Here is a 26,515-nt window from a genome sequence, read left to right as displayed (position 1 = left end):
AACAAACCGCTAACAGCATGGATAAAAAGGATATAAGCGAGCTGCAGTATATACATATTGAACAAGATAGGGACGGTATCGTCTTTATGGATTTACAACCTACGGGGGCACCTGTCGGATCTCATTATATGGAACGTATGTCCGAATTTGTGGAACATGCATTGGAGCAGCTTGAAAAGGCGGAAGTGAAAGGATTGATATACTGTAGCCCGATAATGGCAGGCGACTTTGACCCTTCTTATTTCTTGGCGGCTTCGCGGCAACAAATAGACATTGCCGATCAATTGCAGGCCTTGTTTGCTAAATTCATGCGCCTTCATGCCATGCATAAACCCATTGTTTCTATTCTGGATACGACATCCACCGATTTGCGCTTGGCTTCGCTGCTCTGGGCAGATTACCGCATCGCTTTGGCTGACGCCACCATCGGTTTTCCCACCTCCGCAACGGGATTGTTTCCCGGATTTGGTGCCAGCTCCCTCCTTCTCCATATGCTGGAACCAGAAAAAGCCATCCCATTTCTTTACCAAGGCAATATTCTATCCGCTTTGGAAGCCCTGCACCTCGGCCTCGTTCAGGCGCAGGTGGCGAACTATGAGCAGGCCTTTGCGCTAGCTAAACAACAGCTACTAAAACCCTATGCCGCGGCCGAAACGCAAAAGACTATACCGCCACAGCATGCAACGACCGATAGCCTCTTGGGCGCTATGCGAAGGAAAAGCAGTGGTCTCATTCCCGCGGACAATCTCTTTTTTGAGCTTGTGGCGGATAATCCAACGCGAGGCTTGGAGGAGATGCTGCAACAGGAGCGGCAAGCATGGGCTTCGCTATGGGATAAACCGGAAACCTTAAATATGCTACGCACACTCTACTGCAGTGTCAACCGAGCAAGTCGTCGGGCAACGGAAAAAGTTTCCTCCCCCATAGGCAAGCTTGGGATATTGGGCGCAGGCATCATGGGATCCGGAATAGCGTATGAGGCCGCTCGTGCAGGAATTCAGGTCGTATTGAAAGATGTGGACAGCGCGGCGGCCGAGCACGGAAAACGGTATGCAAAGAGACTCACCGACAAGCTGCTTGAGCAACGAAAAATCGACCAACAGCAGCAGGATCATCTCCTTGCACGCATCTACCCGACGGGCGATGCCGCAGATTTTTTGGACAGCGACATGATTATTGAGGCGGTCTTCGAAAACCAGACGCTAAAAGCTAACGTAACGAAGGAAAGCCTTCCCTACCTTAAGCCCGAGGGTATTTTTGCCAGCAATACCACGGCGCTTCCCATCAACAAGCTCGCGGAGGTGAGCCCGCTGCCACAACGCTTTATAGGGATGCATTTCTTCTCGCCGGTAGACCGCATGCCACTCGTCGAGATTATACGTGGCAAAAAGACGGACGAGCGTACACTGCAGCAGGCGCTAAGACTGGCACATCAGCTCGGCAAAGTGCCTATCGTCGTAGGCGATGGACCGGCGTTTTTCACCTCACGCATTTTTTTCAATTACCTACTGGAAGCGGTTACGATGCTTTTGGAAGGGCTGCCAGCCGAACTGCTAGAGCAGGAAGCGCGGCAGGCAGGCTTTGCCATCGGCCCACTGGCCGTACTCGACGAGATATCTTTAAAATTGATGTTGCAGGTTTATGATAGCTTGCCACAGCTACATCCCGGACAAGAACGCTGCTATCGGTATCTGGAATCGCTTATCGTAGCAGGGCGAAATGGACGTAAGACAGGCGCAGGCTTTTACAATTATAACGAAACAACGGGAAAAAGAGCTATATGGAACGACCCTAGCATCGCGCAAAAAGCGGTGAATGACCAAAGCGGAACTATCCAAAAACGATTGCTTCATGTGATGGCACTCGATAGTTTTCGCTGTTTGGAAGAAGGTGTATTGCAGGATGTAACCGACGCAGACATAGGCTCGATACTTGGCATTGGCTTCCCTCGCCATACCGGCGGCGTGTTTAGCCACATCGATCAGGTAGGCATAAAAACTTTTGTAAACGATTGCCATGCATTCGCTGCGCTTGGTGATGAATGGCATATACCAGAAAGGCTTAGGCAATTGGCGGAATCAGACTTCCGCTTTTATGATGGGTTGGAATCCAATTGGAAAGGGCAACTGTAAGTGTGGAACGAGGGGCAGGACATAAAATCGGCGCGGGTGATCTATTCGTCCCGCGCCGTACAAAACCTCTTCTTCAGCAATTTCTTCCTCGCTAATGAACCATCATATCCACGAGGGTGTGCACATCTAGCGCAATAAAGGTATCATAGTCCAACGTGGTCTGCAGCAAGGCCTGATGTTGTTTTTCAGCAAACACGCGCTTCAGATTACGTTTATATTTCTCAATCAACTTGGGAATACCCTCTTCCCGACGACGGGGATGTCCGATGGGATATTCCACCAGCACCTCGGGCAACACCGTGCCGTCATTCAGGACGATGGTCAATGCATTGGCAATGGCTCTTTTCTCGGGATCGTGATAGTCTTCGGTAAAGTTTGTATCCTCGAGGCAGCTCATCTTGGCGCGTAGCACATCGATCTGCGGATGGCTAGCCACCGCATCTTCGTAATCCTCGGCCGTCAATCGTCCAAACAATAGCGGCACAGCAACCATGTACTGCAGGCAGTGATCGCGGTCGGCCGGATTGTGCAATGGTCCTTTCTTATCAATAATACGAATGGCGGCGTCGTGCGTACGAATATTGATCTTCGCAATATCCTCGGCTGTTTTCCCCAACTCTTTCAACATGCCATGCAGGTGCATAGCAGCCTCTACGGCCGTCTGCGCATGAAATTCTGCCGGAAAAGAGATCTTAAATAAGACATTTTCCATCACATAGCTGCCGTAATCGCGTTGAAACTTAAACGCCTTGCCTTGGAACGACACCGCATAAAATCCCCAAACGGGTGCGGTGAGCACAGAAGGATAACCCATTTCGCCAGTCTTGGCAATAAGCGCCAGCTTAACAGCGCGCGAAGTAGCATCGCCGGCCGCCCAAGACTTGCGGCTACCGGTATTGGGCGCATGCCGGTAGGTGCGCAGCGCCTGGCCATCAACAAAAGCCAAGGACACCGCATTGACCAGCTCGTCATAGCTTAAACCAAGCATCTTGCCAACCACCGCCGTGGACGCCACCTTCACGAGTAACACATGGTCGAGCCCTACTTTGTTGAAGGAGTTTTCCAAAGCCAATACCCCCTGAATCTCATGCGCCATGACCATCGCCTCCAACAGCTCCTTGGCCTTTAGCGGCGGCTCGCCATTGGCGATGCGCGTACGACTTAGCCAATCAGCGGTAGCCAATATGCCGCCCAAATTATCGGAGGGATGCCCCCACTCGGCAGCCAACCAAGTATCATTGAAATCCAGCCAGCGGATCATCGTGCCAATATTGAAGGCCGCCTGAATTGGATCCAACTGATAGGCAGTTCCGGGCACCTTTGCTCCATGCGGCACGATGGTTCCCGGAACCACAGGCCCCAGCATCTTCGTGCATGCAGGATAGGTAAGTGCCTCAAAGCCGCAGCCCATGGTATCTAGAAAACAATAGAAGGCCGTATGCCAAGCTACCGGACTTTCAACCTTATACTGGCTGACATAGTCGACAATATCTTTTATTACCTGGTCAACTTCAGGTCTTTCATTCGAAATATATGCACTCATACATGCTATGTTAAACAATTCATACGATGATTACCTACGATGCCACGGGTGCTACCGTTCGGCAATAGGTTTAAAATCCCGATTATCTGGACCGGTATAGTTGGCACTTGGACGAATGATCTTACCATCCTGCCGCTGCTCAAAAACATGGGCAGACCAACCTGTGATGCGCGAAATAACGAACAAGGGCGTGAACATCTCTGTGGGGATGCCCATAATATGGTAGGCTACGGCCGAGTACCAATCCAAATTAGGAAACATACGCTTCTCTTCCCACATGACCGTCTCCAACCGCTCCGCAATGCGATAGAGTGTCATATCTCCAGCTTCTTCGCTCAGCTCCTTGGCAATGCGCTTGATGACCTCATTTCGCGGATCCGCGATGGTATAAACCGGATGCCCAAAGCCGATGATCACTTCTTTATTCGCCAATCGTTTTCGGATATCCGCCTCCGCCTCGTCCGCATCGGCGTAGCGACTCTGTATCTCAAAAGCCACCTCATTGGCACCTCCATGCTTGGGACCGCGCAAGGCTCCAATGGCACCAGCGATACAGGAATAGATGTCCGATCCTGTTCCGGCGATCACCCTTGCCGTGAAGGTCGACGCATTGAACTCATGCTCGGCGTACAGGTTTAGCGACACCTGCATGGCCCTCACCCAAGAAGCCGATGGCGCACTGCCATGCAGCAGATGTAGAAAATGACCACCCACGGTATCATCCGAAGTTTCTACGTTAATTTCGCGACCGTTTTGGCTGAAGTGGTGCCAATAGAGCAGTGCCGAGGCCATGGAAGCCATCAGACGACTTGCTATGTCTCGTGCAGCCGCCAAGGGCTGACTTTCTTTCTCGGGCTGTAGACTGCCGAAAAAAGAGACATAGGTGCGTAGCACATCCATGGGATGTGCCGTTGTTGGAAGTTGCTTCAAGATACGTTGTATCGCAATAGGTAAACCACGTTGGCTCGCTACCTGCGTTTGAAAGGTATGCAACTGTGGCTCTGTTGGCAAGGCGCCATATATCAATAGGTAAGCTACCTCTTCAAAAGAAGCCTTCCATGCCAAATCCAAAATATCATAACCGCGGTAGTGCAGGTCATTTCCACTTTTCCCTACCGTACTTAAGGCCGTGTTGCCCGCCAGCACACCCGACAAGGCGACGCTTTTCTTGGGCTTAAAACCTGTTTCATTTGTTTTTTCCATCTTGATCGGTATTAAACAATTGATCTAATTTATGCTCGTATGCGTAATAGTTTATGCTGTTATACAGTTCTTCACGTGTCTGCATCGCCGGAATCGCGGCCGCCTGCGTACCGTCCTGCCGAATGTTGTTGTACACCATTTCTGCGGCCTTGTTGGCTGCGCGAAAGGCCGAAAGCGGATAAAGTACCAGCGCTACGCCGGCCGCCTCCAATTGATCGACGGTAAATAACGGAGTTTGGCCAAACTCGGTGATATTAGCCAGAATGGGCAATCCCGTCGCTTCGCGAAACCGACTGTAGTCCTCCAGTCGATGAACGGCTTCCGCGAAGATAAAGTCGGCTCCAGCCTCTTTATAGGCCACCGCACGATCCAATGCTTTTTCCAAACCTTCGCTTGCCAGCGCGTCGGTGCGCGCGCCCAATACAAAATTTTCATCGGTACGTGCATCGGCTGCGGCCCTGATACGGTCGCACATCTCCCCTGCGGACACCAATTCTTTTCCGGGCCTATGGCCACAGCGCTTGGCGCCCACCTGATCTTCAATGTGTACGGCTGCCACCCCCACCTTGATCAGCGCGCGTATCGTGCGCTCAATATTGAATGCCGAAGGTCCAAAACCTGTATCAATATCCACCAACAGTGGTAGCGGACATACATTGCCGATACGATCGGCATCGATCAATACATCCTGCAAGTTGGTGATGCCCAAATCGGGAATACCCAAAGAACCGGCGGCCACCCCTCCACCAGAGAGGTAGATGGCTTGGAAGCCCGCCTGCTGTGCCAAAAGGGCATGATTGGCGTTGATAGCGCCAACAATCTGTAAGGGTTTCTCATGCTGCATGGCCTCCCTAAAACGGAGGCCGGGGGAATATATCATATAATTGGGTCTTACAAATAAAACAATCGCAGACGGAAGCTACCCGCTGCCTTGGTTAACGTAAAGGAAGCCAACTGCACATTCTGCTGCGCTGCCAACCGCTCTCCTTAAATGTACGAAAATTATTTTAACACAGCAACAATAAACACCTGAATATCTATTATTTGACAAAGCTAACAGCGCGTAATATGCCAACACGCTGCAGAGGAAAGGCTATGCTGTAAAAACCAAAAGACAAGCTCACTTGTTCTTTCCTCGAACAAAAACAGGTATGATGCGACCAATATATCTTTTACTTGCAGGTAGCACGCTGCTTGCCTCCTGCCATACAGAAACGAAAAAAAACGGCACCGATGATACGACACAAATACTTCCGGATAATTCAACAGCAGACAGCCTAACACCTCCAATTACCGATCAGTCTTTGGAAACGGTGGCAGCGATACAGGATGCGTATGTGCAGACGATGGAACGCCTGCAGAAAGGAGCCTTGGACAGTACATTTTTTGAATATGACTGTCAGGAAGAACGTAATGGACGTGTGGTATACTATTCGGAAAAAGGCAAGCTGCTGCTGATCAAACATAGCTATGGTGAGTACAGCCATCACGAAGTGGACGAAACTTACTTTGTGCGGGATAAGAAACCATTCTTTCAGTTTAGACAAGCCACAACTTGGTCGTTTGACAGTGGCTCGGCGGCAGAGGGCGCCACCCGAGATGAGGTGCAGGAGCAACGTATATACCTCAAAGACGAAGAGCCTTTCCGTTGCCTACAGAAATCCTATGTGATGCGTAGCAAAGCAAATGATAACCCTATACCGGATAAATTACCAAATAAGGACGTCGATTGTGCATCGTCAGCTTCAGCACTAACATCCTTTGCGCTATTGGCCAAATATGAACAACAGCCAACAACGGGCTGCCTCGATGAACAATAAGTGCTAAAAAAAACGATATCCTTTACTATGCTCGCTAGCACAGCAAAGGATATCGTCCATGGGTATTTACGAGACGTACCGCAATGTCACTAAATCATTGCTTCGGCCTACTTGGCACTAAATTGTTTCTGCACCTCGTCCCAGTTAACCACCGACCAGAAGCCGGCTACATAGTCTGGACGTTTATTTTGGTATTTTAAGTAGTAGGCATGCTCCCACACATCAAGCCCCAACAATGGCTTTCCTTGAAGAGCTACGCCTTTCATCAAAGGATTATCCTGATTTGGAGTACCGCCAACCTTAAGTTTTCCAGCATCGAGCACCAACCAAGCCCAGCCCGAACCAAACTGTTGGGTAGCCGCTTTAGTAAACTCCTCCTTAAACTTATCAAAGCTTCCGAAAGTCTTGTCGATAGCGGCAGCTAATGCCCCTGTTGGTTTATTATCCGCTTTCGGCGCGCGCAAGGTTTTCCAGAAGTGAGCGTGATTATAAGCGCCACCAGCGTTGTTGCGTAACTTTGCGCTGTATTTATCGATATCCTTGAAAATAGCTATCGCATCGGCGGCCTGTACATTTTCTGCAGCAATAGCTTCATTCGCATTCTTTACATAGGTGCCATAATGCCGCTCATAGTGAATCTGCATGGTTTGTGCATCAATGGCAGGCTCCAAAGCGTTAAAAGCATAAGCTAGTGGCTCTTGCACAAATTGAAAGGCAAACAGCGATGTATCGCCCAAAAACGTACCTGCCTGACCAACTTTTGCTACAGCCAATCCCGCCGCGAGGCCCAAGCTATTTTTAATAAATGTTCTTCTATTCTTCATATGTGTATATATTCCAATATTCTTTCGTTGATAGCTCAAAATGCTCCGCGTGCTATTACGTCCCAGCCTTATCGTCCTCATACACCAATTTCCGAGTACGCTATCCTTCAAACCTACCAACTGGCAGAAAACGCTAAAACCAATGTCTGCTAGGCTAAAATAGCCATAAATTCGTGAAGCAGCCCTGGCAAATAAAAATTATTTGCTGGAAGCGCAGCAGATGACGTTTTCGTGACACGAAAGGCATAATACAACCAAGTCGGAAACACCAAACACGCGCGCTGGATTCGAAATGTGTAAAAAAAGAAACGGTGAACAAAATTTTGCTCACCGTTTTCCTACTAATTTAGCTTACTATTTTAAGTTGTCTCTGTAAACCTTGGCTTTCTTCACCTCGGTCTGTATGTCTTTACGTGAAGCATCGTAGGTCAACACTTTTTCGTAGTCTGTAACAGCCTTGCCGTAGGCATCAGCTGCTTTTGTTTTGTCGTAGTTTGCCGCTCCACTCGTTCCTGTAAGGATACCTAAGTCGCGATAAGCAATTGCTCTATTTTGGTATAACTTAGCATCGTTGGCATTGATAGCGATGGCTTTGCTGTAATCTTCAATCGCTGTTTTCAACAACTGCTCTTTTACAGCATTGGTCAATTTGCTTCCGCTGGCAACCGCCAAGTTATTGCTCGCTTTACCTTTGTAATAGTAAGCTGATGTATGCTTAGCATCCAAGGCAATCACTTTTTTAAATGTTTCTATAGCTTTGCTGTAGTCACCATTGTGAAATTGCGAATAGCCAAGCAAATATTGTACATCCGGATCGTTAGCTTCTGATGGCAACGCCTTTTGCAGGTGGCCCGCCGCCGCTTTAAAATCGCCGTCAAGCAATGCCTTCTGTCCTAAACGAACATTCGGGTTGCTATGTTGCGATTGATCTTGCGCCTGAACGCCCAACGTGCAAAAAGCCAACGCCGCAGCAGCCAAGCCCAATCTTACCGATTTCCACTGTTTATTCAAAAATCTACGTTTCATATTCTCTATTTTATGGATTCTAATATTTTTTTCCTATTTTACATTAAACAGTTGACATAAATCTCTGTTAAATAGTTTAAGCCCACAACGCGAAATTATTAACATTTCCACATTTTATCGGAAAGCATTGTTTCTTTAGCGACACGTTTGGACCCATTTAGCAGGATATTCTCTTTCTTAACATAAATAATACCAAATTTTAAAGTTGGCATTGCTCTTGCAATTATAGGGGAAATAATTTACTAGAATAGAAACTATCTAAAAATCTGACATAATGTCGGATGAATACAGTATATATGAACAAAAACGACACATTTGACCTCAATCAGGTACTTTCTGTCATTAATGAAGACACAGAATTTTTTCCCCTGATGAGTTCACAAGACGAAGAGGAAATGAGCAAGGCAGATATTCCAGAGATATTGCCCATTCTTCCTTTACGCAATACAGTACTTTTTCCCGGTGTTGTTATCCCTATTACCGTGGGGCGTGACAAATCGATCAAGCTCGTTAAAGAAGCATATAAAGGCGATCGCACGATTGGAGTGCTTTCACAGAAGGACATGAACATCGAGGAGCCAACGGTAGATCAATTGCACAAGATTGGTACCGTAGCGAGCATCATTAAGATCTTGCAAATGCCCGATGGTAACACGACGGTGATCATCCAAGGAAAACAGCGCTTTCGCATTACCGAGCTACTTAGCAGTGAGCCCTACCTGAAGGCTCGCGTGGAGCGCGTGCCCGAAGAGAAGCCGAAGGTTGCGAACAGGGAGTTTAAGGCTTTGATCTCTTCAATCAAAGAATTGGCATTGCAAATCATACAGCTTTCACCAAACTTACCTAGTGAAGCTGGTTTGGCCATAAAAAATATCGAGAGCCCCACCTTCTTGGTGAATTTCATTTCATCGAACATGTCGTTGGAGACGGAACAAAAACAAAGCCTTTTGGAAACGAAAGATTTTGTGAAACGGGCTAAAACCTTGTTGGAGCATTTGACCACCGAGATACAGCTCTTGGAACTGAAAAATCAAATTCAGAACAAGGTGCGTATCGACTTAGACAAGCAGCAGCGCGACTACTTCCTAAACCAGCAGTTGAAGACCATTCAAGAGGAATTGGGCGGCAATACGCCTGATTTGGAGATGCAGGAGCTTGAAAAACGATCGAAAGCAAAGAAATGGCCTGTGGAGGTACAGAAGCATTTCAACAAGGAGTTGGAAAAACTGGGGCGTATCAACCCTGCCGCGGCAGATTACTCGGTACAGATCAACTATCTTGAATTGTTGTTGGATTTGCCTTGGGGCGATTATACAAAGGATAATTTTGACCTGAATCGTGCTGTGAAGGTGCTAGACAAGGATCATTATGGCCTGGAGAAAGTAAAACGCCGCATTATCGAGTACCTCGCGGTATTGAAGCTGAAGAACAACATGAAAGCGCCCATCCTTTGCTTAGTGGGCCCTCCGGGCGTGGGTAAAACGTCTCTCGGCAAATCGGTAGCAAAAGCACTAGGTCGTAAATATACGCGCATGGCCTTAGGTGGTGTGCGCGATGAAGCGGAAATACGCGGACACCGTAAAACTTATATTGGTGCCATGCCGGGACGGATTATACAATCTTTGAAAAAGGCAGGTGCCTCCAACCCGGTCTTTGTATTGGATGAGATCGACAAATTAGGTTCAGACTTTAAAGGTGATCCTTCATCGGCGCTGCTGGAAGTACTGGATCCGGAACAGAATACCAACTTCTACGACCACTATGTGGAGATGGAATATGATCTATCGAAAGTGATGTTTATTGCTACGGCCAACTCGCTGAATGGCATTCAGCCTGCGTTACTTGACCGTATGGAGATCATCGAAGTAAACGGATACACCATTGAAGAGAAGATCGAGATTTCAAAAAAACATCTCCTGCCTAAGCAGCTGGAAGTGCATGGGTTGACAAAAAAAGACGCCAACCTGAACAATAAAGTGATTGAAAAGATCATTGATGAGTACACCCGTGAGTCGGGCGTACGTGGACTGGAAAAGAAAATAGGCTCCATTGTTCGCGGAATCGCAACACGGATCGTTATGGAAAAGGAACACAGCGCTAAGATTGATGTGCCGATGGTTGAAGAAATCCTTGGGGCACCAATATTTGACAAAGATCTATATGAAGACAATGAGGTTGCTGGTGTAGTGACGGGACTTGCCTGGACGTCCGTTGGAGGAGATATCCTGTTTATCGAGTCTAGCCTTAGCCCCGGAAAGGGAAAGCTGAGCCTAACAGGAAATTTAGGCGATGTGATGAAAGAGTCAGCAGCGATTGCCATGGCCTACCTGCGTTCGCATGCCGAAGATTTTGATATCGACTACAAAGTGTTCGATCAATGGGATGTCAATGTACACGTGCCGGCAGGGGCTACACCAAAAGATGGACCTTCTGCAGGAATCACTATGCTGACAGCGCTTACATCCCTATTTACACAACGCAAGGTGAAGGAGAAATTGGCCATGACGGGCGAAATTACACTTCGCGGACGCGTGCTTCCTGTTGGGGGGATTAAAGAGAAAATATTGGCTGCCAAGCGTGCCAACATCAAGGAAATCATTCTTTGCAAAGCAAACGAAAAAGATATCTTGGAAATTAAAGAAGACTATATTAAGGATCTTACTTTTCATTATGTGACCAAGATGTCGGAAGTGATTGATTTGGCGCTCTTGAAACAAAAAGTCAAAAAAGCAAAAGACCTATCTATTAAACTGGCTTAAAGCTTGTACAAAACAAAAAACCACTGCTATACACAGTGGTTTTTTGTTTTTTTTTATAAAATCAGTCTACATCCATTGCACATTCCACACGAAATGCCTTAACTTTGCCTTTAATAATACGAGAAGAGTCTCCCCTCTTCCGCAGAACAAAAGAAAAATGATTAATGCTCTGATAAGGAGAGCCATCGCATCTCCAGTACTTATTTACACGCTTCGTTGCTTGATTGGATTCACGATCGGCTACCTGCTCTACACAAAATTCGTACACTTCGAGCTATTCTGGTCACTACTATCCATTATCTTAGTGATATCGCCAGAAGAAAATGACTCCAAACGCCTATCGATAGAGCGATTTAAATCCAACTTTGTCGGCTCCGTTGTCGCGCTGCTTTGCATTATCATCAACGGCAATTCCCTTTACATGATCGTCATCGGCATGCTTGTCACCATCTTAGTCTGTCGTTTTTTCAAAATCATGAATATGGCGAGAGTCGCTGTTGTCGCCCTCTTGATCATTATGGTACAGCCCCATCAGGAAGAACTCTCCTACACGCCGATCCTGCGCTTCGCGTCTGTGGGGATAGGCTGTCTTATCGGCCTTTCCATCGTAGTCAGCTCGGCCTACATCTTACGCAATATCCGAAAGCGATTTGGCATCTTTATCGACCAATAGGCACAAATAGGCCCTTAGCCGAAAAAAATAAAAGTCGTTAGAGGTTATTCTCTATAGCGCCCACCTTCTCGCGATACAGATCAATAGGCTTATCCAATAGAACAGCGATAACCGTCATCTTTTTATCCAGTCGTTCTTTCGGAATATCGATATAGACGATGCCTGGAATAGCGCTCCAATACAACTTGTTAAAGATCTGATGGCTTAACATCGACCCCTCGCCGACGATACGAATACGGGCAATGCTATTTTTCAGCCCCTTCAAAGCAATTGGACCAGTCGGCTGTCCCTCAACAAACAGATACAGTGTTTTGCTATCTTTTGACAGCGCGGAATATCCAGCATAATGTCCTTGTGGCATCCCGGCATGTGCATCGTGAAGAACTTCCGCGTGTTTACTTATCCATTGCTTCAACTCTACATTGGCCGCATCATATTCCGAAGTTAGGAAAACACCATCCTCGGTTAGCTTGCCTGCAAAGATATTATCTCCGGCATCGCTGCTTACCGCGATATGTTCGGCAGCATCCTCAACGCTGGGCTCGGCGAGCATTTCCATGAGGCTGTAGGCCGTCGAGGTCTTATCTTCCGCAAACTGAGGTGCAGTATCAAAATCGACAGCCAACACCGAAGCCACCGCATCAAAAGCATTTGTCGGCAAGTTAACATCCAACAATTGTTCTTTGAAGCTGTAGACGAGCTTGGTCGGTTGCCCAACTATACGTACATTTTTTACAGGCGTCAGCAGGTTGTGCAAACGATACCTAGCTCGCTGGCTATCGAGGTAGATGTAAAGCGTCTTACCGTTTTTGGAAAAAGTATTTTTTTCGCGCAAGCGACCATCATTCAACCCTGCTTGTGTTCCGTAAACCGCCTCCCCATGTTTTTTTGTCCAGCGCCCCAACTCGCGAAGGATAGCAACTTGTTCTTCCGGCAAGGTACCATCGGCCTTGGGACCTATATCCAACAGTAGATTACCGCCCATCGCCATACAATCGATAAGTGTGCGCACAATCATATTCGGCGTTTTATAATGCCGATCGAAAGGCTGGTAGCCCCAGGAATCATTCATCGTATAGCAGAGCTCCCAATGTGCGCCTGCAGGCTTGACGACAGGCACGCCCTGCTCTGGCGTCTCGTAGTCGCCGTGATGGTTCAAGCGCGAGTTGATAATGATCTGTGGATTGTACCGGCGGAGCAGCTGCAGGGTACCGGGGGCATCCCATTGGGCAGAACTATGCTCCCAATCACCATCAAACCACAATAAGTCGGGACGGTATGCTTTCGAAAGTTCATCCAACTGTTGTTGATAATACTGTACATAGCTATCCCATCGCTTTGGATCGGCAGCTATATCATAGCGTTTCCGCGTGCGCGTATGTACGTCATAATAAGGATGGCTCCAATCGGGCAAGGAAAAATATATGCCTGTTTTCAAACCGGTTTGTTTCAATCGGTCGATAAATGGACTTAATACGTCACTTTTCGCGGCGGCATGCTTTTTCGTAGTTAAGGCCTCTGGCGCCTGCGAATCCCACAGAGCGACACCGTCGTGGTGCTTTGACGTAATGACGGCATACTTAGCTCCGGAGGCCTGAATCAAATCTGCCCATTCCTTGGGTTTATATTTCTTTGCGGTAAAGCCATCCAACTGACGTAGGTAACGTTCATGGCTGAGGTAGTTGTTGAAGAAAGCCCAAGATTCGGAAATCCCATCCACAGCATAAATACCCCAGTGGATGAAAACCCCCAATTTGGCATCTTCAAACCAAGTCATTTTATCGTCCTGCGGTTGTTGTTGCGCTTTTAACGTAAACATTGTGCAGCATAACAGCGGTACACTAAGTGCTAGACTTTTAATTTTCATCATCATTTAAATTTTAAACTGCCGTTGAAGATATAAATATATTGTAAAAGGATAAAAAGATAATGTGTAATTTTGAGCGATGATTGAACTTTACACCGATGGAGCTTCTAGCGGGAATCCCGGACCGGGAGGTTATGGCACCATATTAAGAACCGTTTATCAGGGAAACAATGAAGCGTTTCAAGGGAAACTTATCGAGAAGGAATTTTCAGGCGGATTCCGGAAAACGACCAACAATAGAATGGAGCTTCTAGCAGTGATCATAGGTCTTGAAGCTTTAAAGAATATCAATCAAAAGGTGACCATCTATTCTGACTCGAAGTATGTGATCGACGCCATCGACAAAAAATGGGTTTTCGGCTGGATACAAAAAGGTTTCCAAGGTAAAAAAAATAAAGATTTATGGCTCCGCCTGATCAACCTTTACAAGCACCATCAGGTTAAATTGGTTTGGGTAAAGGGGCATGCTGGCCACCCATTGAACGAGCGCTGCGACCAGCTGGCCGTAAAAGCATCGAAAGATAAAGCCAATTGGAAAATAGATTCGGTCTTTGAGGTGGAAGAAAAAAAAGGACTTGATCTCTAGGCTGCGGACAGCACATGACAATAAAAACAAAATCCATTCTTCTTGGGATACTTTCGGCCCTATTTTTTGCGGCCACCTTTGTGCTCAATAGATCCATGTCCCTCGGTGGTGGTTCTTGGATTTGGAGCGCCGCGTTTCGGTATTATTGGATGATTGCACTGCTACTGCCCATCTTGCTGGCGCGAAAAGAGCTCCTTCCGCTACTGCGAACAATGTCGAAACAGCTCGGCGCCTGGCTACTGTGGAGCACAGTGGGCTTTGGGATATTTTATGCGGGCCTAACCTATGCGGCATCCTTTGCACCTGGGTGGTTGTTGGCTAGCACTTGGCAGATCACGATAATTGCCGGCATGTGCCTTGTTCCAATCATCGGCCCATCCCATGAAAAACTATCTTGGAAAACAATTTTCTTCTCCTTAATTATTCTGTTCGGCGTTTTTATCCTGCAAATTCCGCAGGCAAAGTCCGTATCTACAACCGATCTCTTAAAAAGTATTTTACCCGTGTTGATTGCTGCTTTTGCTTATCCGCTTGGCAACCGGAAGATGATGCAATTAACGCAAGGAAAGCTCTCGGCTATACAGCGTCTATTTGGCATGACATTGGCCAGCCTACCCTTTTGGATAGTCCTTTCGGTATATGGTGTCGCACAGGAAAGCTTGCCTAATCAAAGCATGTTGCTGCAGACTTTTTTTGTGGCTCTGCTCTCTGGCGTAGCGGCAACTTGGCTATTTTTTAAGGCGACAGACATGGTGCGCACCGACCAAAAGCGTCTTGCGGCCGTGGAGGCCACGCAATCTACCGAAGTGATTTTTGCACTCGCTGGAGAGGTACTTATTTTACATGCCCCCTTTCCAGATTGGTTTTCCCTTGTGGGTATTGCTATCGTGATTCTAGGCATGCTGCTGCATAGCTGCAAATCTTAGCGGGCGAGATAGCTAGCTTTAACCGTTATATTGGCCGTTTTACTACGTGATGTGGTATTAAACGCACCACCATAGCTATACTCTTCGTTATCGTTTTGCCCTGTGATTTGGAAAATTCCCAAATCGGCCTTAATGAGGTTGCCCAGCGAAGAACCAGCTTCCTCCGCAATATTGGTAGCCCTCTGCTTGGCATTCTGCGACGCCTGAGAAATGAGCTCCAATTTAAGGTCTTCTAATTTGGAGTAGTAATAGCTTGGCGAATTGGAGCTTAACTCCAACCCTTGCGAGATCAAAGTTGAGATCTCTCGAGAAGCATTATCCACTTTATCCAAATCTTTCGATTCTATGCGTACGCTCTGCGAAAGGTTATACCCGGTAAAGGTATTGTAGCTGTTGCCGCTGCCATCAGAATGATAGGAAAATTCACGGTTGATATTGACAGCGTTAAACAAAATCTCTTTGGGGTCTATGCCTTGCGTCAACAAAAATTGCTTTACCAACTCGCGATCTTGCTGCAGCTGCCCCGAGGCCACGCTTAAGTCCATGGACTTGCGGCTGTATGATGCTGACCACTTGACAATATCCGACTCAAAATCCTTTTTTGCATTTCCGGTTACGTTGACCGTATTGCCGGATTTATACTTAAACATGTAGGCATTGCCTAGAATAAAAGCAAATAAAACAACTGCTATGGCGCAGATTAAGGATACAATGATACTTGGTGATTTCATGGGTTTACCTCCGTATTGCCGTGTAAAAATGTTAAAACATCCTGTTAAATTTACGCATTTTTGATTACTTTCCCCTAAATTTTCATAAATTTCAGTTCATTATATGTATAATAAAATCGCCAGCCTTGGCATTTGTCTTTTGTTAACGAGCGCCTCATTTGCCCAAAAGCGCCCACTAGACCACAGCGTCTATGACAATTGGAAAAGTATCACGGGCACATCCATTAGTAAAAGCGGTCAGTTTATTTCTTACAGCGTAACACCGCAAGAAGGCGACGCTTTATTCGAGCTAAAAAGCCCTACAAACCAAATCTTACTGCGGATAGCGCGAGCAGCATCCGCACAGCTCACCAAGAACGAAGGATTTTTGGTAGCGGCAATCAAACCCACTTTCGAAGAAACGAGACAGGCGAAAATCAAAAAGAAAAAGGCAGATGACATGCCTAAAGATTCGTTGCTCATCGTTAACTTAGAAAGTAAAGAAGAATGGAAATTCCCGCAGGTAAAATCATTCAAACTGGCGCAAAACAAAAATGACTATATTGCCTTCTTAACCGATTTAAAAGAAGAAAAAAAATCTTCAACTACGGTTACTGATAGCAGCTCCACGACTAAGCCTAATGCTTCGAAAGGAAAAAGCGTTTCTGTTCTTTGCTTGAAAAACCTCGCCACGGGCGACACCCTGAACTTCTGGAAAGCAGATCAGTATGCATGGAGTCCGAACGAAGATTTCCTACTGTTCTCCAAAAAAAATGAAGCTAAAGATTCTACCGCCACGGATGCCGGTTTATATATTTATGACATCGCAAACAAAAGCCTGAAGAAAATAAGCAACGGGAAAGGCACCTACAAAGAGCTTAGCTTTGACGACCAAGGTACACAGCTGGCCTTCCTTGCCGATAAATCGCCAGAGAAAGCACTCCTGAAGGACTTCAAACTGTACTACTACACCCCTCAGCTCGATTCGGCGCGCATCATCGCCAGCCAACAAAGTAACGGTGTGCCACAGAACTGGTATGTGAGTGGTGATGGCTCCCTTAATTTTAGTGCCGATGGTCAGAAGCTATTTTTCGGACTAGCGCCCGTTCCTCGCGTTAAGGACACAACCCTCGTAGAATTTGAACACGCACAGCTGGACATTTGGCATTGGCAAGATGATTATCTACAGCCGCAGCAGCTCGTCAACTTAAAAAGAGACCTCAGCAGGTCCTACCCTGCCGTCATCTACCCGAAGAATGGCAACCGACTGCTCGCTTTAACAGACGAGACCTTCAGCCGGACAAGTTTTACCGATGAAGCAAACAACGAATGGGCACTGACCACGTCAGATTTCGGAAAACGCATTCAAGGACAGTGGGAAGGTGGCACACGATCGGACGTGTATATTGTATCTACCCAATCAGGCCAAAAGAGAATCATCAAGAAAGACCTGAACGGTTATGCCTACCTATCACCATTGGGCGACTATGTGCTTTATTTTGATCGCGAGCAGGGCAATTGGTATAGCCATCAAATTAAGAATGACCAAGTTGCATTATTGAACGATGGTGTACCGGTGAGTTTTGTGGATGAAGAAAACGACTCGCCTACGCTGCCAGGAGCCTACGGTATCGCTGGTTGGTCGCAAGACAACCGCAGTGTGTTTATCTATGACCGTTATGACATTTGGAAATTCGATTTGACGGGCAAAGACAAGCAATTGGTGACCAACGGCGAAGGACGTGCTACAAAGACCACTTTCCGTTACATCAACTTGGCACGGACAGATGATCCGCGCCAACGGACAACACGCATTCCGGACAAAAAAGCCATGTACCTAAGTGCTTTTAGCGAAGAAACAAAACAAAATGCCATCTTCGAAACGCCTGCTGCTAAAAGCAAACGCCCCAATGAAGTCGTTGGACTGACAAACTTCAGCTTTCGTGCGTTCAGCGCTTCGGAAGACGAACAAACGGTGATCTACACAAAGGAAAACTATAACGAATCGCCCAACTTATACGTAAGCAAGCTCTTTAAAGACGAACATAAGCTTTCCGATGCCAATCCACAACAACAGACCTACAACTGGGGCACGGCGGAGCTCGTGAAATGGACGACACCAAGCGGAAAACCTGCGGAGGGCATTTTGTATAAACCGGAGAATTTCGACCCCAATAAAAAGTACCCGATTATCGCTTATTTCTACGAAACATTGACCAGTGGGCTATACACGTATCAAGCACCGGCACCTACGCCGTCTCGCCTGAACATACCTTACTATGTGAGCAATGAATACTTGGTATTTGCGCCCGACATCCGCTATGAAATCGGGCATCCGGGCAAATCTGCCGAAGAATATATCAACTCGGGCATGCGCCATCTGGCAAAAAATAGCTGGGTAGATTCGACAAAGATGGCCATACAAGGACAAAGCTGGGGCGGTTACCAAGTGGCACACCTCATTACGCGCACTAATATGTATGCCGCAGCTTGGACAGGTGCGCCTGTTGTCAACATGACTTCGGCCTATGGCGGTATACGTTGGCAATCTGGCATGTCGCGTCAGTTCCAATACGAACATACCCAATCGCGCATCGGCAAAACCCTGTGGGAAGATCAGGCACTTTATCTAGAAAACTCGCCTCTATTTCATCTCGACAAGGTTACGACGCCGGTTGTCATCATGCACAACGACAACGATGGCGCGGTACCTTGGTATCAAGGAATAGAAATGTTTACCGCTTTACGCAGGCTACAAAAGCCCGTTTGGATGCTCAACTACAACGGTGATGAGCATAACCTAATCAAGCGCCAAAACCGCAAAGACATACAGATGCGACAAGCGCAGTTTTTTGATCATTTCCTAAAAGGGAAACCGGCTACGAAATGGATTAGCAGCGGCGTTCCGGCTATTGAAAAAGGAATAGACTGGGGACTTCAGTAAAACAGCAAATAAAAAAGTGTGAAAATGCGATTCCATCAGCAAATGGAGTCGCATTTTCACTTTCATAACAGTAAAAACACATAAAAATTATAATTTTTTTATTTTTGTTGCTTGTTTTTTAAAAATAAACGTACATTTACAACACGAAACAACCAATAACTGTATAAAAAATAATAAAACTATTAAACAGAAAATGTCAAGCCTTAGATTTAAAGCAGCAGAGTCAGCCGTATCGCGACCTCTGGGGGATGGTAAAAAAGTAGAATCTTTAAAAGCGACCACGATTTACGGGAAAAACGTATTTACGATCGCTAAAATGAAGGATTATCTTTCTAAAAACACCTACAAAGAGTTAGTACAACTTGTAGAGGATGGTTCACAGATCTCGAGAGAGATTGCGGATCACATCGCACAGGCTGTAAAAACTTGGGCTATTGAAAACGGTGCTACTCACTATACGCACTGGTTTCAGCCGCTTACAGGATCCACGGCAGAAAAACACGATGCTTTCTTTGAGCCTGATGAAAATGGCAATGCTATTGAGAAATTTACGGGCGATGCGTTGGTACAACAAGAGCCTGACGCTTCTTCATTCCCTAACGGTGGTATCCGTAACACGTTTGAAGCACGTGGATATACCGCTTGGGATCCTTCATCTCCAGCGTTTATCTTCGAGACGGTAGCAGGCAAGACTTTATGTATCCCTACAGTTTTCGTTTCTTATACAGGCGAATCACTTGACTACAAAGCACCTTTGTTGAAAGCTGTTGCAGCGATCGATAAAGCAGCGACAGATGTCGTACACTTCTTTGACAAATCTATATCTAAAGTAAATGCTTCTTTGGGTATCGAACAAGAATATTTCTTAGTTGACCTTTCTTTGTTCCATGGTCGTCCAGATCTACAATTGACAGGTCGTACTCTTTTCGGACACATGTCTGCTAAAGGACAACAATTGGAAGATCATTATTTCGGAGCTATCCCTGAGCGTGTTTTAGCGTACATGGTAGACTTAGAAAATGAAGCTTTAAAATTAGGTATCCCATTAAAAACTCGTCACAACGAGGTGGCTCCTTCACAGTTTGAATGTGCTCCAATGTACGAAGAAATCAACTTGGCTATCGATCATAACCAATTGTTGATGAACTTAATGGAGCAGGTTGCTGTTCGCCACAACTTTAAAGTGTTGTTGCACGAAAAGCCATACAGCGGTGTAAACGGGTCTGGTAAACACAATAACTGGTCTTTAATTACCAATACAGGTGTTAACCTATTGTCTCCAGGCAAAACGCCTAAAAACAACTTGATGTTCTTAACGTTCTTCGTGAACACCATCAAAGCTGTTTTTGAATATGCCGACTTAATGCGTGCTTCCATTGCAAGCCACAGTAACGATCACCGTCTTGGTGCTAACGAAGCTCCTCCTGCGATCATTTCCATCTTCTTGGGATCACAATTGGATGAGATCTTGGAAGAAGTTGAATCGGCACGTGTAGCGAAGAAAGTTAAAAACGAAACCAACTTATGGCACGGTATTCCAAAAATTCCAGAATTGAAATTGGATAATACCGACCGTAACCGTACTTCACCTTTCGCCTTTACAGGTAACAAATTTGAATTCCGCGCAGTAGGTTCTTCAGCTAACTCTGCATTACCAATGACGATCTTAAATGCAATCGTTGCTGCGCAGTTGATCGAATTTAAAGTAGAAGTAGACAAGCAAATCAAAAAAGGAACGAAGAAAGATCTAGCTATCTTGAACGTTGTCCGTAAATATATCAAAGATTCTAAAGCTATCCGCTTTGAAGGTAACGGTTACAGCGATGAGTGGGCTGCAGAAGCAGAATCACGCGGTCTTTCCAACGTAAAATCGACGCCTAAAGCACTTGACGTTTACGTAAAAGAGGAAACTCTAGCTTTATTTGAGAAATTAGGTATCTATTCTAAGCGCGAATCGGAAGCTCGTCACGAAATTTTGTTAGAAAACTTCTACAAGAAACTACAGATCGAAGCTCGCGTTATCGAAGAGGTTGTTACTAGCCAAATTGCACCTGCTTGTTTCGTATACCAAAATGAATTGATCGAAAACGTGAAGGGATTGAAAGATCTTGGTTTGGCAAAAGAAGCGTTCAGCTCGCAGTTGAACTTGGTAGAGCGTATCTCCAAGCATACAAACCTTATCTTAGAGAAGGCTGAAGAAATGCGTCAATCGCGCAAGACAGCAAACAACATCGAAGATGTTCGTGAGAAGTCTATCGCTTATGACGAAGTCGTAAAACCATACTTCGACGAGATTCGTTACCACGTAAACAAACTAGAGAAGATTGTAGACGATAACAAATGGCCATTGCCAAAATTACGTGAACTATTGTTCTTACGTTAAACATATACTGACTACTAACCACCTATTAATAACCGGCACTCAACAGTAATTGTTGAGTGCTATTTTTTTGTAGCCTTCGTAGCGTAAACATAGCGATCCTATGCACAAATAGTTTTAGAATACAGCCCAATCCATTTTTCGCCTTCCATTTTTTGTATTAATTTTAACCTATGAAAATTATCGCATTCGCAGGTAGCAACAGCAGCCGATCGATCAACAAGAAATTTGTGACAAGTGTAAGCAAGTACTATAAGGAAGCGGATGATTATATAGAGGTATTGGATCTAAACGATTTCAGCATGCCTTTATTTTCCGTCGATCTGGAAAGGGAGCAAGGTATTCCTGCAGCAGCATATTCCTTTGCCCAGAAAATAGACGAAGCAGACTTTATATTACTTTCACTCGCGGAAAACAATGGTAATTACTCCGCAGCGTACAAGAGCTTGATCGATTGGATATCGCGTATCCCCGGCCGGAAGATCTATAATGGGAAGCCGGTGTTTTTGATGGCCACTAGCCCTGGAAAACGAGGTGGACAAAGTGTATTGGATATTGCTACAGCACGTCTACCCTACGACGGAGCCGAACTCTTGGAAACTTTTAGTTTACCGGAGTTTAACCAACATTTTGAAGAAGGAAAAGGCGTTACCAATATTTTACTCCGTAGCCAACTAGAGGCCAAAGTACGCAAGACAAAACGAATGTTGAAAGCCAAGTTTGAACAGAATCAATAATCCCCTATTAACACATGCAGAAAAATAAAAGAATCTGGTGGATCGCACTAGGCCTAATCATCATCCTTGGTTATGGTATTTGGGAAGCCTTCAATCAACCCTCAATCGAAGACCTGCCTGGCGATTTCAAAGAGGTAGCCTTTGTAAGAAACGAACAAAACAAAGGAGGTATCATACGGATTTATGCCGTCACTGTAGGCGATCCTGCCAACGCGAAATATGATGCCTGTGCAGATCTGTTCCCTACCAACGACTTTGGTAGCTTGACAAAGATCTATTTCTTCGACAAGAATAAGCCATTCCCAACAACGCTCCAAATTGAGCCGCCTCATTATGATGGAAGTCAGTATGAGGCTATCATGATCTTAAAACGAACGGGAAAAGAAGAGGCTAAATAAGCATTACAGGAACAGCAGGGATTCGGCCTTCGCTGTTCTTTTATTTTTCTACCGAATGCTGCGCGACAAATGTCGTGGGAGACACATGCATCACGTTTCTAAAAACACGGTTGAAATGTACAGCGGTATTAAAACCACATTGATAGGCCGCCTCCGAAATGCTCTCCACACGTTTGTTGACCAGCAACTGACATGCTTTTTCTATGCGGATTTCATTCAAAAAGGACACGAAAGTCTTTTTTGTTCGCTTTTTAAAGAATTTACAAAAAGCGGTGGGCGTCATGTGCACGAGTGTAGCGACATCTTCAATGCTTATGTTCCGTTTGTAATGCTCGATTGCGTACTTGACGACCGAGTTGATTCGAAGACCATCAGAATCGTGGAAATCTACCTTATGTAAGCCCGAATACAAAGAAATCAATTGGTTTTCTTGTTGTCGAAGAAAATCGAAAATAGACAAAATTTGTGTTAGCTTTTGTACCCCCTCTTCGCGATCGAGCTGTAAAAATACATCTTTTATAGCGATTGCCTGCTCGGCAGATAGCATCTTGCTTGAAGGAATTTGGTAAAATAAACTCCGTATTGCCTGCAATTCAGCCATTTCAAAAAATGGCGCTAGCTTTTCCAAAGAAAAGAAAAGATGAACAATATGTACCGAGGTATCCGTGCTTTTACTCTCCTCCTTGTAAAACAAGTGCGGATCGTTAGGCTTGATAAGAAATATTTCATTTTCTGCACAGGGGCGTAGCAAATTACCCAACATGATGGATCCGTTTCCCTTGACAATGTAACTTATCTGAAATTCACGATGGCGGTGGTAGTAACCGTAAAAATCGTCACCAATATCCTCCATGACATAAAATGCACCGTCGCCATGTGCAGGAACTGTAAACTCAATGGGCTTTCTATATTCTAGGGATTTCATGTTAGCACACGGTTAGCAAAAAGAAAATATGGGCATCTAAAAGATAGATGCCCAAATACAAAACAAAAAACTGTATATCGTTTATCCTAAAAATGGATAGCGATAATCGGTATCCGGATTAAACGTTTCTTTGATGGTACGTGGAGATACCCAACGTAGCAAGTTGATCATCGATCCGGCTTTATCATTCGTTCCAGAACCTCTGGCACCGCCGAATGGCTGCTGACCTACCACGGCTCCCGTACACTTATCGTTAATGTAGAAGTTACCTGCAGCATTCCGAAGAGCTTGTGTTGCTTCTTCGATAGCGTATCTGTCTTGCGCAATTACGGCACCAGTCAAAGCATAGATCGATGTACGATCAACAAGTTTCAACGTCTCAGCCCAATCTGCATCTTCGTACACATAGATGGTCAAAACTGGACCGAAAAGCTCTTCCGACAAAGTTTCGTAATCTGGGGTTTTAGCCAAGATTACGGTTGGATGGATAAAGTACCCTTTTGACTTATCGTAGTCGCCACCGATAATCACCTCGGCATCGTTGCTATTTTTAGCACGATCAATATAGGAAGTAATTTTATCGAATGCTTTCTCATCAATCACGGCATTGATGAAGTTACCGAAATCTTCAGTTCCACCAATTTTAAACGATTGCAAATCTTGCTCCATGCGAACTTTCAGGTCAGCCCATAAAGAAGCAGGAATGTAGGCACGTGATGCTGCTGAACATTTCTGTCCCTGGTATTCGAAAGCACCGCGTACCAAAGCGGTATTCAAAACCGCCAAATCAGCAGAAGGGTGCGCTACGATAAAGTCTTTTCCGCCCGTTTCGCCCACAATACGTGGATAAGTTTTATACTGGTGAATATTTTCACCAATTGTCTTCCAAATATTTTGGAAAACACCTGTAGATCCTGTGAAATGTATACCTGCAAAGTCAGGGTGTTTGAAAATAACGTCACCAGCATCAGGACCAGAGACATAAACCAAGTTGATCACGCCATCAGGCAATCCAGCTTCCTTAAACACCTGCATCAAGACATTCGCCGAATAAATCTGCGTATTGGAAGGTTTCCAAACTACAACATTACCCATCATGGCCACACAAGCTGGCAAGTTACCCGCAATAGCCGTGAAATTAAATGGCGTTAAGGCAAACACAAATCCCTCGAGTGGACGTTGCTCTACCCTATTCCAAATGCCTTTACTATTTGCTGGAGGTTGTTGACTGTAGATCTCGCTCATATAAGCTACATTGAAGCGAAGGAAGTCGGTAAATTCACATGCTGCATCAATCTCCGCTTGATAAGCGTTTTTCGATTGACCTAACATGGTGGCTGCGTTCAATTTGTAGCGGTATTTCGTAGAAGCAAGTTCAGCTGCTTTTAAAAATATTGCAGCGCGTTGCTCCCATTGTAGGTTTTCCCAATTAGCTTTTGCAGCCAAAGCAGCATCAATTGCCTCCGTAACGTGTTCCTTGCCTCCTTCGTAATAGTAGCCAAGAACATGTTGATGATCGTGCGGAGGGCTTAACTTAGCCTTCTTCTCTGTACGTACCTCTTTACTACCTATATACATCGGAATATCCGCTTCCGTAGCTCTCGCTTCCTGAATAGCGGCTTCCAATAATGCTCTTTCCTTTGTACCTGGCGCATACGAGTTTACAGGTTCGTTTATCGGCGCAGGAACATTAAAAAATCCTTTTAACATAACTTTCCTTTTTAAATGATAGGATAAAGTTAGCTATTCTCTGCCAAAAGGTATAAACGGATTGTAGTAAACCATGAACTTATTTTGCCAAAACAAATCAAAACAAAAGTTTCACAGGGAAAAATATGTTACTTAAGAAATCGCTTGAATCGTCCTACTAGCCGTTGCTGCGTTCGATTAAGACCATAAGCATCAAGCTGAGCAAAAGACGTTCTTCATCAGCTGTTCCCTGAGCGAGTTTATGCACAGAAAACTTCCGTCCGAAGAAAGAGGGCTCTTTTCGAATTTCGAACAACTCTTCGCCTGTTTCGCTGCGCAACACATAAGCAGGATTAAGGATGTAACCAGAAAGAACACCTATAATAGGGATTTCTCCAAAGAGACCATCCCACATTTTTGTCCAAGGATTTTTCTCTGTAATGCTATGGTCGTGCACATCATTATCGTCCATCAGATAAAAAGTTGATCGCCACAGCGATCGCAGTGATTTTCGACGCACTTTTCCGACCACGCGCCCCGTCGCATCACTTAGTGTGAAGGTTTGTTGAAAATCAATGAGTTTATTAGAAACCAGCTCGTAAAGTAATTCTGATTTTGACGAATCACGGTATACCTTTATCGTATCACGCCATGTAAACATTTTCTCACGCACATAGAACAATTGCCGCCCCAACGCATCACTGGCTATGAAATCGTTGGCTATGGTGCCTATTTGAAATTTAAAGGCGAGCGGATATTGTGTTGAGATGAAATCGTTTTTCTCCATGATGATCGTTATTGACGTATTACCTAATCAAACGTACACAAAAACAACTAATATTTGATCTTAAGTAAGAGAAATACCTTCGACCACAACCAAATGGGACCTAAAGTCAATAAACGCCAAAACGATTGCATAGATAGTGTCGGATGATCTCTACGTGCTAACAGATAAGAACCAACAGCACCTAGCAATACGAAGATCAAAGAAACCAACCAAACGGCTGGACCGCCCGCGCGTTCCAGATACTCCAACTGAACAATGAAAAAGCTAAGGATACCTATGGTGAAAAGCATAGCATAGGATAAAGTAGGCGCTAGGCGCAGATAGAGATAGATTAAAATGGCAATATAGAACGATCCCCAGTTTAAGAACGTTTGCATATTATGTTTTTGCAAAAATTCGAACTGCGGAAAGGGAATCATCCAGACCAAGCCCATGACACCGAAAAAGAACAAGCCTATAGATAGCACGTAGATCAGCTTGTTGCCCTGTCCAAACTGCTGATCTAACGTGTAGAAATGTTGATCTACCGGCCTTTCAAATACCGGTGTGCGGCTCTTTCCTTTGTCTTTTTTCTTCATGCCACAAA

21 protein-coding genes are annotated in these 26,515 nt (G+C 45.4%); 10 read left to right on the top strand and 11 right to left on the bottom strand.

Annotated elements, in window-relative coordinates; translation table 11 throughout:
• Positions 1 to 17 precede the first annotated feature (17 nt).
• On the top strand, positions 18 to 2,132 hold the full coding sequence (locus tag SCB77_RS19080; protein ID WP_320183594.1) for a 3-hydroxyacyl-CoA dehydrogenase NAD-binding domain-containing protein: 2,115 nt from the start codon (positions 18 to 20) through the stop codon (positions 2,130 to 2,132).
• A gap of 91 nt (positions 2,133 to 2,223) precedes the next feature.
• Here SCB77_RS19080 and SCB77_RS19075 read toward each other — a convergent pair whose 3' ends face one another.
• Genes SCB77_RS19075 through prpB form a run of 3 tightly spaced genes read right to left on the bottom strand, consistent with a single transcriptional unit; the run spans position 2,224 to position 5,758 of the window.
• The gene (locus SCB77_RS19075) at positions 2,224 to 3,675 is read right to left on the bottom strand and encodes a bifunctional 2-methylcitrate dehydratase/aconitate hydratase (RefSeq protein ID WP_320183593.1); all 1,452 of its coding nucleotides are present in this window, start codon (positions 3,673 to 3,675) and stop codon (positions 2,224 to 2,226) included.
• Between the two features lie 51 nt (positions 3,676 to 3,726).
• Positions 3,727 to 4,878 (bottom strand): bifunctional 2-methylcitrate synthase/citrate synthase, encoded by a 1,152-nt coding sequence (prpC, locus tag SCB77_RS19070; RefSeq protein ID WP_320183592.1) that lies wholly within the window; start codon positions 4,876 to 4,878, stop codon positions 3,727 to 3,729.
• Positions 4,862 to 5,758 carry a methylisocitrate lyase gene (gene prpB / locus SCB77_RS19065; protein ID WP_320183591.1) on the bottom strand — a complete coding sequence of 299 codons (897 nt, stop codon included), beginning with the start codon at positions 5,756 to 5,758 and terminating at the stop codon, positions 4,862 to 4,864. Before prpB ends, prpC begins: the two co-directional genes overlap by 17 nt.
• A 271-nt stretch (positions 5,759 to 6,029) precedes the next feature.
• Here prpB and SCB77_RS19060 point away from each other — a divergent pair, with 271 nt between their 5' ends.
• Entirely contained in the window at positions 6,030 to 6,698 is a 669-nt protein-coding gene (locus SCB77_RS19060) for a hypothetical protein (RefSeq protein WP_320183590.1), read from the top strand.
• Between the two features lie 107 nt (positions 6,699 to 6,805).
• On the opposite strand, the gene SCB77_RS19055 is transcribed toward SCB77_RS19060, so the two are convergent.
• On the bottom strand, positions 6,806 to 7,522 hold the full coding sequence (locus tag SCB77_RS19055; RefSeq protein ID WP_320183589.1) for a superoxide dismutase: 717 nt from the start codon (positions 7,520 to 7,522) through the stop codon (positions 6,806 to 6,808).
• Positions 7,523 to 7,876: 354 nt separating this feature from the next.
• On the bottom strand, positions 7,877 to 8,548 hold the full coding sequence (locus SCB77_RS19050; protein ID WP_320183588.1) for a tetratricopeptide repeat protein: 672 nt from the start codon (positions 8,546 to 8,548) through the stop codon (positions 7,877 to 7,879).
• Positions 8,549 to 8,844: 296 nt separating this feature from the next.
• Here SCB77_RS19050 and lon point away from each other — a divergent pair, with 296 nt between their 5' ends.
• Together lon and SCB77_RS19040 are read left to right on the top strand one after the other, a co-directional pair.
• A complete protein-coding gene (gene lon / locus SCB77_RS19045; RefSeq protein ID WP_320183587.1) occupies positions 8,845 to 11,307 on the top strand; it encodes an endopeptidase La in 2,463 nt (820 codons plus the stop codon).
• 157 nt (positions 11,308 to 11,464) lie between these two features.
• Complete coding sequence (locus SCB77_RS19040) at positions 11,465 to 11,980, top strand: FUSC family protein (RefSeq protein ID WP_320183586.1); 516 nt, start codon at positions 11,465 to 11,467, stop codon at positions 11,978 to 11,980.
• Between the two features lie 37 nt (positions 11,981 to 12,017).
• Here the strand turns inward: SCB77_RS19040 and SCB77_RS19035 are convergent, their stop codons facing one another.
• A complete protein-coding gene (locus tag SCB77_RS19035) occupies positions 12,018 to 13,799 on the bottom strand; it encodes an alpha-L-fucosidase (protein WP_320183585.1) in 1,782 nt (593 codons plus the stop codon).
• A gap of 127 nt (positions 13,800 to 13,926) precedes the next feature.
• On the opposite strand from SCB77_RS19035, the gene rnhA reads away from it, so the two are divergent.
• Positions 13,927 to 14,433 carry a ribonuclease HI gene (gene rnhA / locus SCB77_RS19030; protein ID WP_320183584.1) on the top strand — a complete coding sequence of 169 codons (507 nt, stop codon included), beginning with the start codon at positions 13,927 to 13,929 and terminating at the stop codon, positions 14,431 to 14,433.
• Positions 14,434 to 14,447: 14 nt separating this feature from the next.
• Positions 14,448 to 15,359 carry a DMT family transporter gene (locus SCB77_RS19025; RefSeq protein ID WP_320183583.1) on the top strand — a complete coding sequence of 304 codons (912 nt, stop codon included), beginning with the start codon at positions 14,448 to 14,450 and terminating at the stop codon, positions 15,357 to 15,359.
• On the opposite strand, the gene SCB77_RS19020 is transcribed toward SCB77_RS19025, so the two are convergent.
• Positions 15,356 to 16,090 (bottom strand): SIMPL domain-containing protein, encoded by a 735-nt coding sequence (locus SCB77_RS19020; RefSeq protein WP_320183582.1) that lies wholly within the window; start codon positions 16,088 to 16,090, stop codon positions 15,356 to 15,358. The two genes, SCB77_RS19025 and SCB77_RS19020, sit on opposite strands and share 4 nt — an antisense overlap.
• Positions 16,091 to 16,193: 103 nt before the next feature.
• Between SCB77_RS19020 and SCB77_RS19015 the strand changes: the two genes are divergently transcribed.
• From SCB77_RS19015 to SCB77_RS19000, 4 genes are all read left to right on the top strand, one after another.
• Entirely contained in the window at positions 16,194 to 19,013 is a 2,820-nt protein-coding gene (locus SCB77_RS19015) for a S9 family peptidase (RefSeq protein ID WP_320183581.1), read from the top strand.
• Positions 19,014 to 19,206: 193 nt separating this feature from the next.
• Positions 19,207 to 21,396, top strand: a complete 2,190-nt coding sequence (locus tag SCB77_RS19010) for a glutamine synthetase III family protein (protein ID WP_320183580.1) — start codon at positions 19,207 to 19,209, stop codon at positions 21,394 to 21,396.
• A gap of 170 nt (positions 21,397 to 21,566) precedes the next feature.
• Positions 21,567 to 22,130 (top strand): NADPH-dependent FMN reductase, encoded by a 564-nt coding sequence (locus SCB77_RS19005; RefSeq protein WP_320183579.1) that lies wholly within the window; start codon positions 21,567 to 21,569, stop codon positions 22,128 to 22,130.
• Between the two features lie 14 nt (positions 22,131 to 22,144).
• Positions 22,145 to 22,528: a hypothetical protein gene (locus SCB77_RS19000; protein WP_320183578.1), complete on the top strand. Its 384-nt coding sequence runs from the start codon at positions 22,145 to 22,147 to the stop codon at positions 22,526 to 22,528.
• Between the two features lie 40 nt (positions 22,529 to 22,568).
• On the opposite strand, the gene SCB77_RS18995 is transcribed toward SCB77_RS19000, so the two are convergent.
• From SCB77_RS18995 to SCB77_RS18980, 4 genes are all read right to left on the bottom strand, one after another.
• Positions 22,569 to 23,453 (bottom strand): AraC family transcriptional regulator, encoded by an 885-nt coding sequence (locus SCB77_RS18995; protein WP_320183577.1) that lies wholly within the window; start codon positions 23,451 to 23,453, stop codon positions 22,569 to 22,571.
• Positions 23,454 to 23,534: 81 nt separating this feature from the next.
• A complete protein-coding gene (gene pruA, locus SCB77_RS18990; protein WP_320183576.1) occupies positions 23,535 to 25,163 on the bottom strand; it encodes an L-glutamate gamma-semialdehyde dehydrogenase in 1,629 nt (542 codons plus the stop codon).
• A gap of 157 nt (positions 25,164 to 25,320) precedes the next feature.
• Positions 25,321 to 25,929 carry an LURP-one-related/scramblase family protein gene (locus SCB77_RS18985; RefSeq protein WP_320183575.1) on the bottom strand — a complete coding sequence of 203 codons (609 nt, stop codon included), beginning with the start codon at positions 25,927 to 25,929 and terminating at the stop codon, positions 25,321 to 25,323.
• A gap of 47 nt (positions 25,930 to 25,976) precedes the next feature.
• On the bottom strand, positions 25,977 to 26,507 hold the full coding sequence (locus SCB77_RS18980) for a DUF962 domain-containing protein (protein WP_320183574.1): 531 nt from the start codon (positions 26,505 to 26,507) through the stop codon (positions 25,977 to 25,979).
• Positions 26,508 to 26,515: the final 8 nt, after the last annotated feature.

The sequence above is a fragment of the Sphingobacterium bambusae genome, assembly GCF_033955345.1.
Lineage (GTDB): Bacteria > Bacteroidota > Bacteroidia > Sphingobacteriales > Sphingobacteriaceae > Sphingobacterium > Sphingobacterium bambusae.
This window is presented reverse-complemented; position numbering and strand designations above follow the sequence as displayed.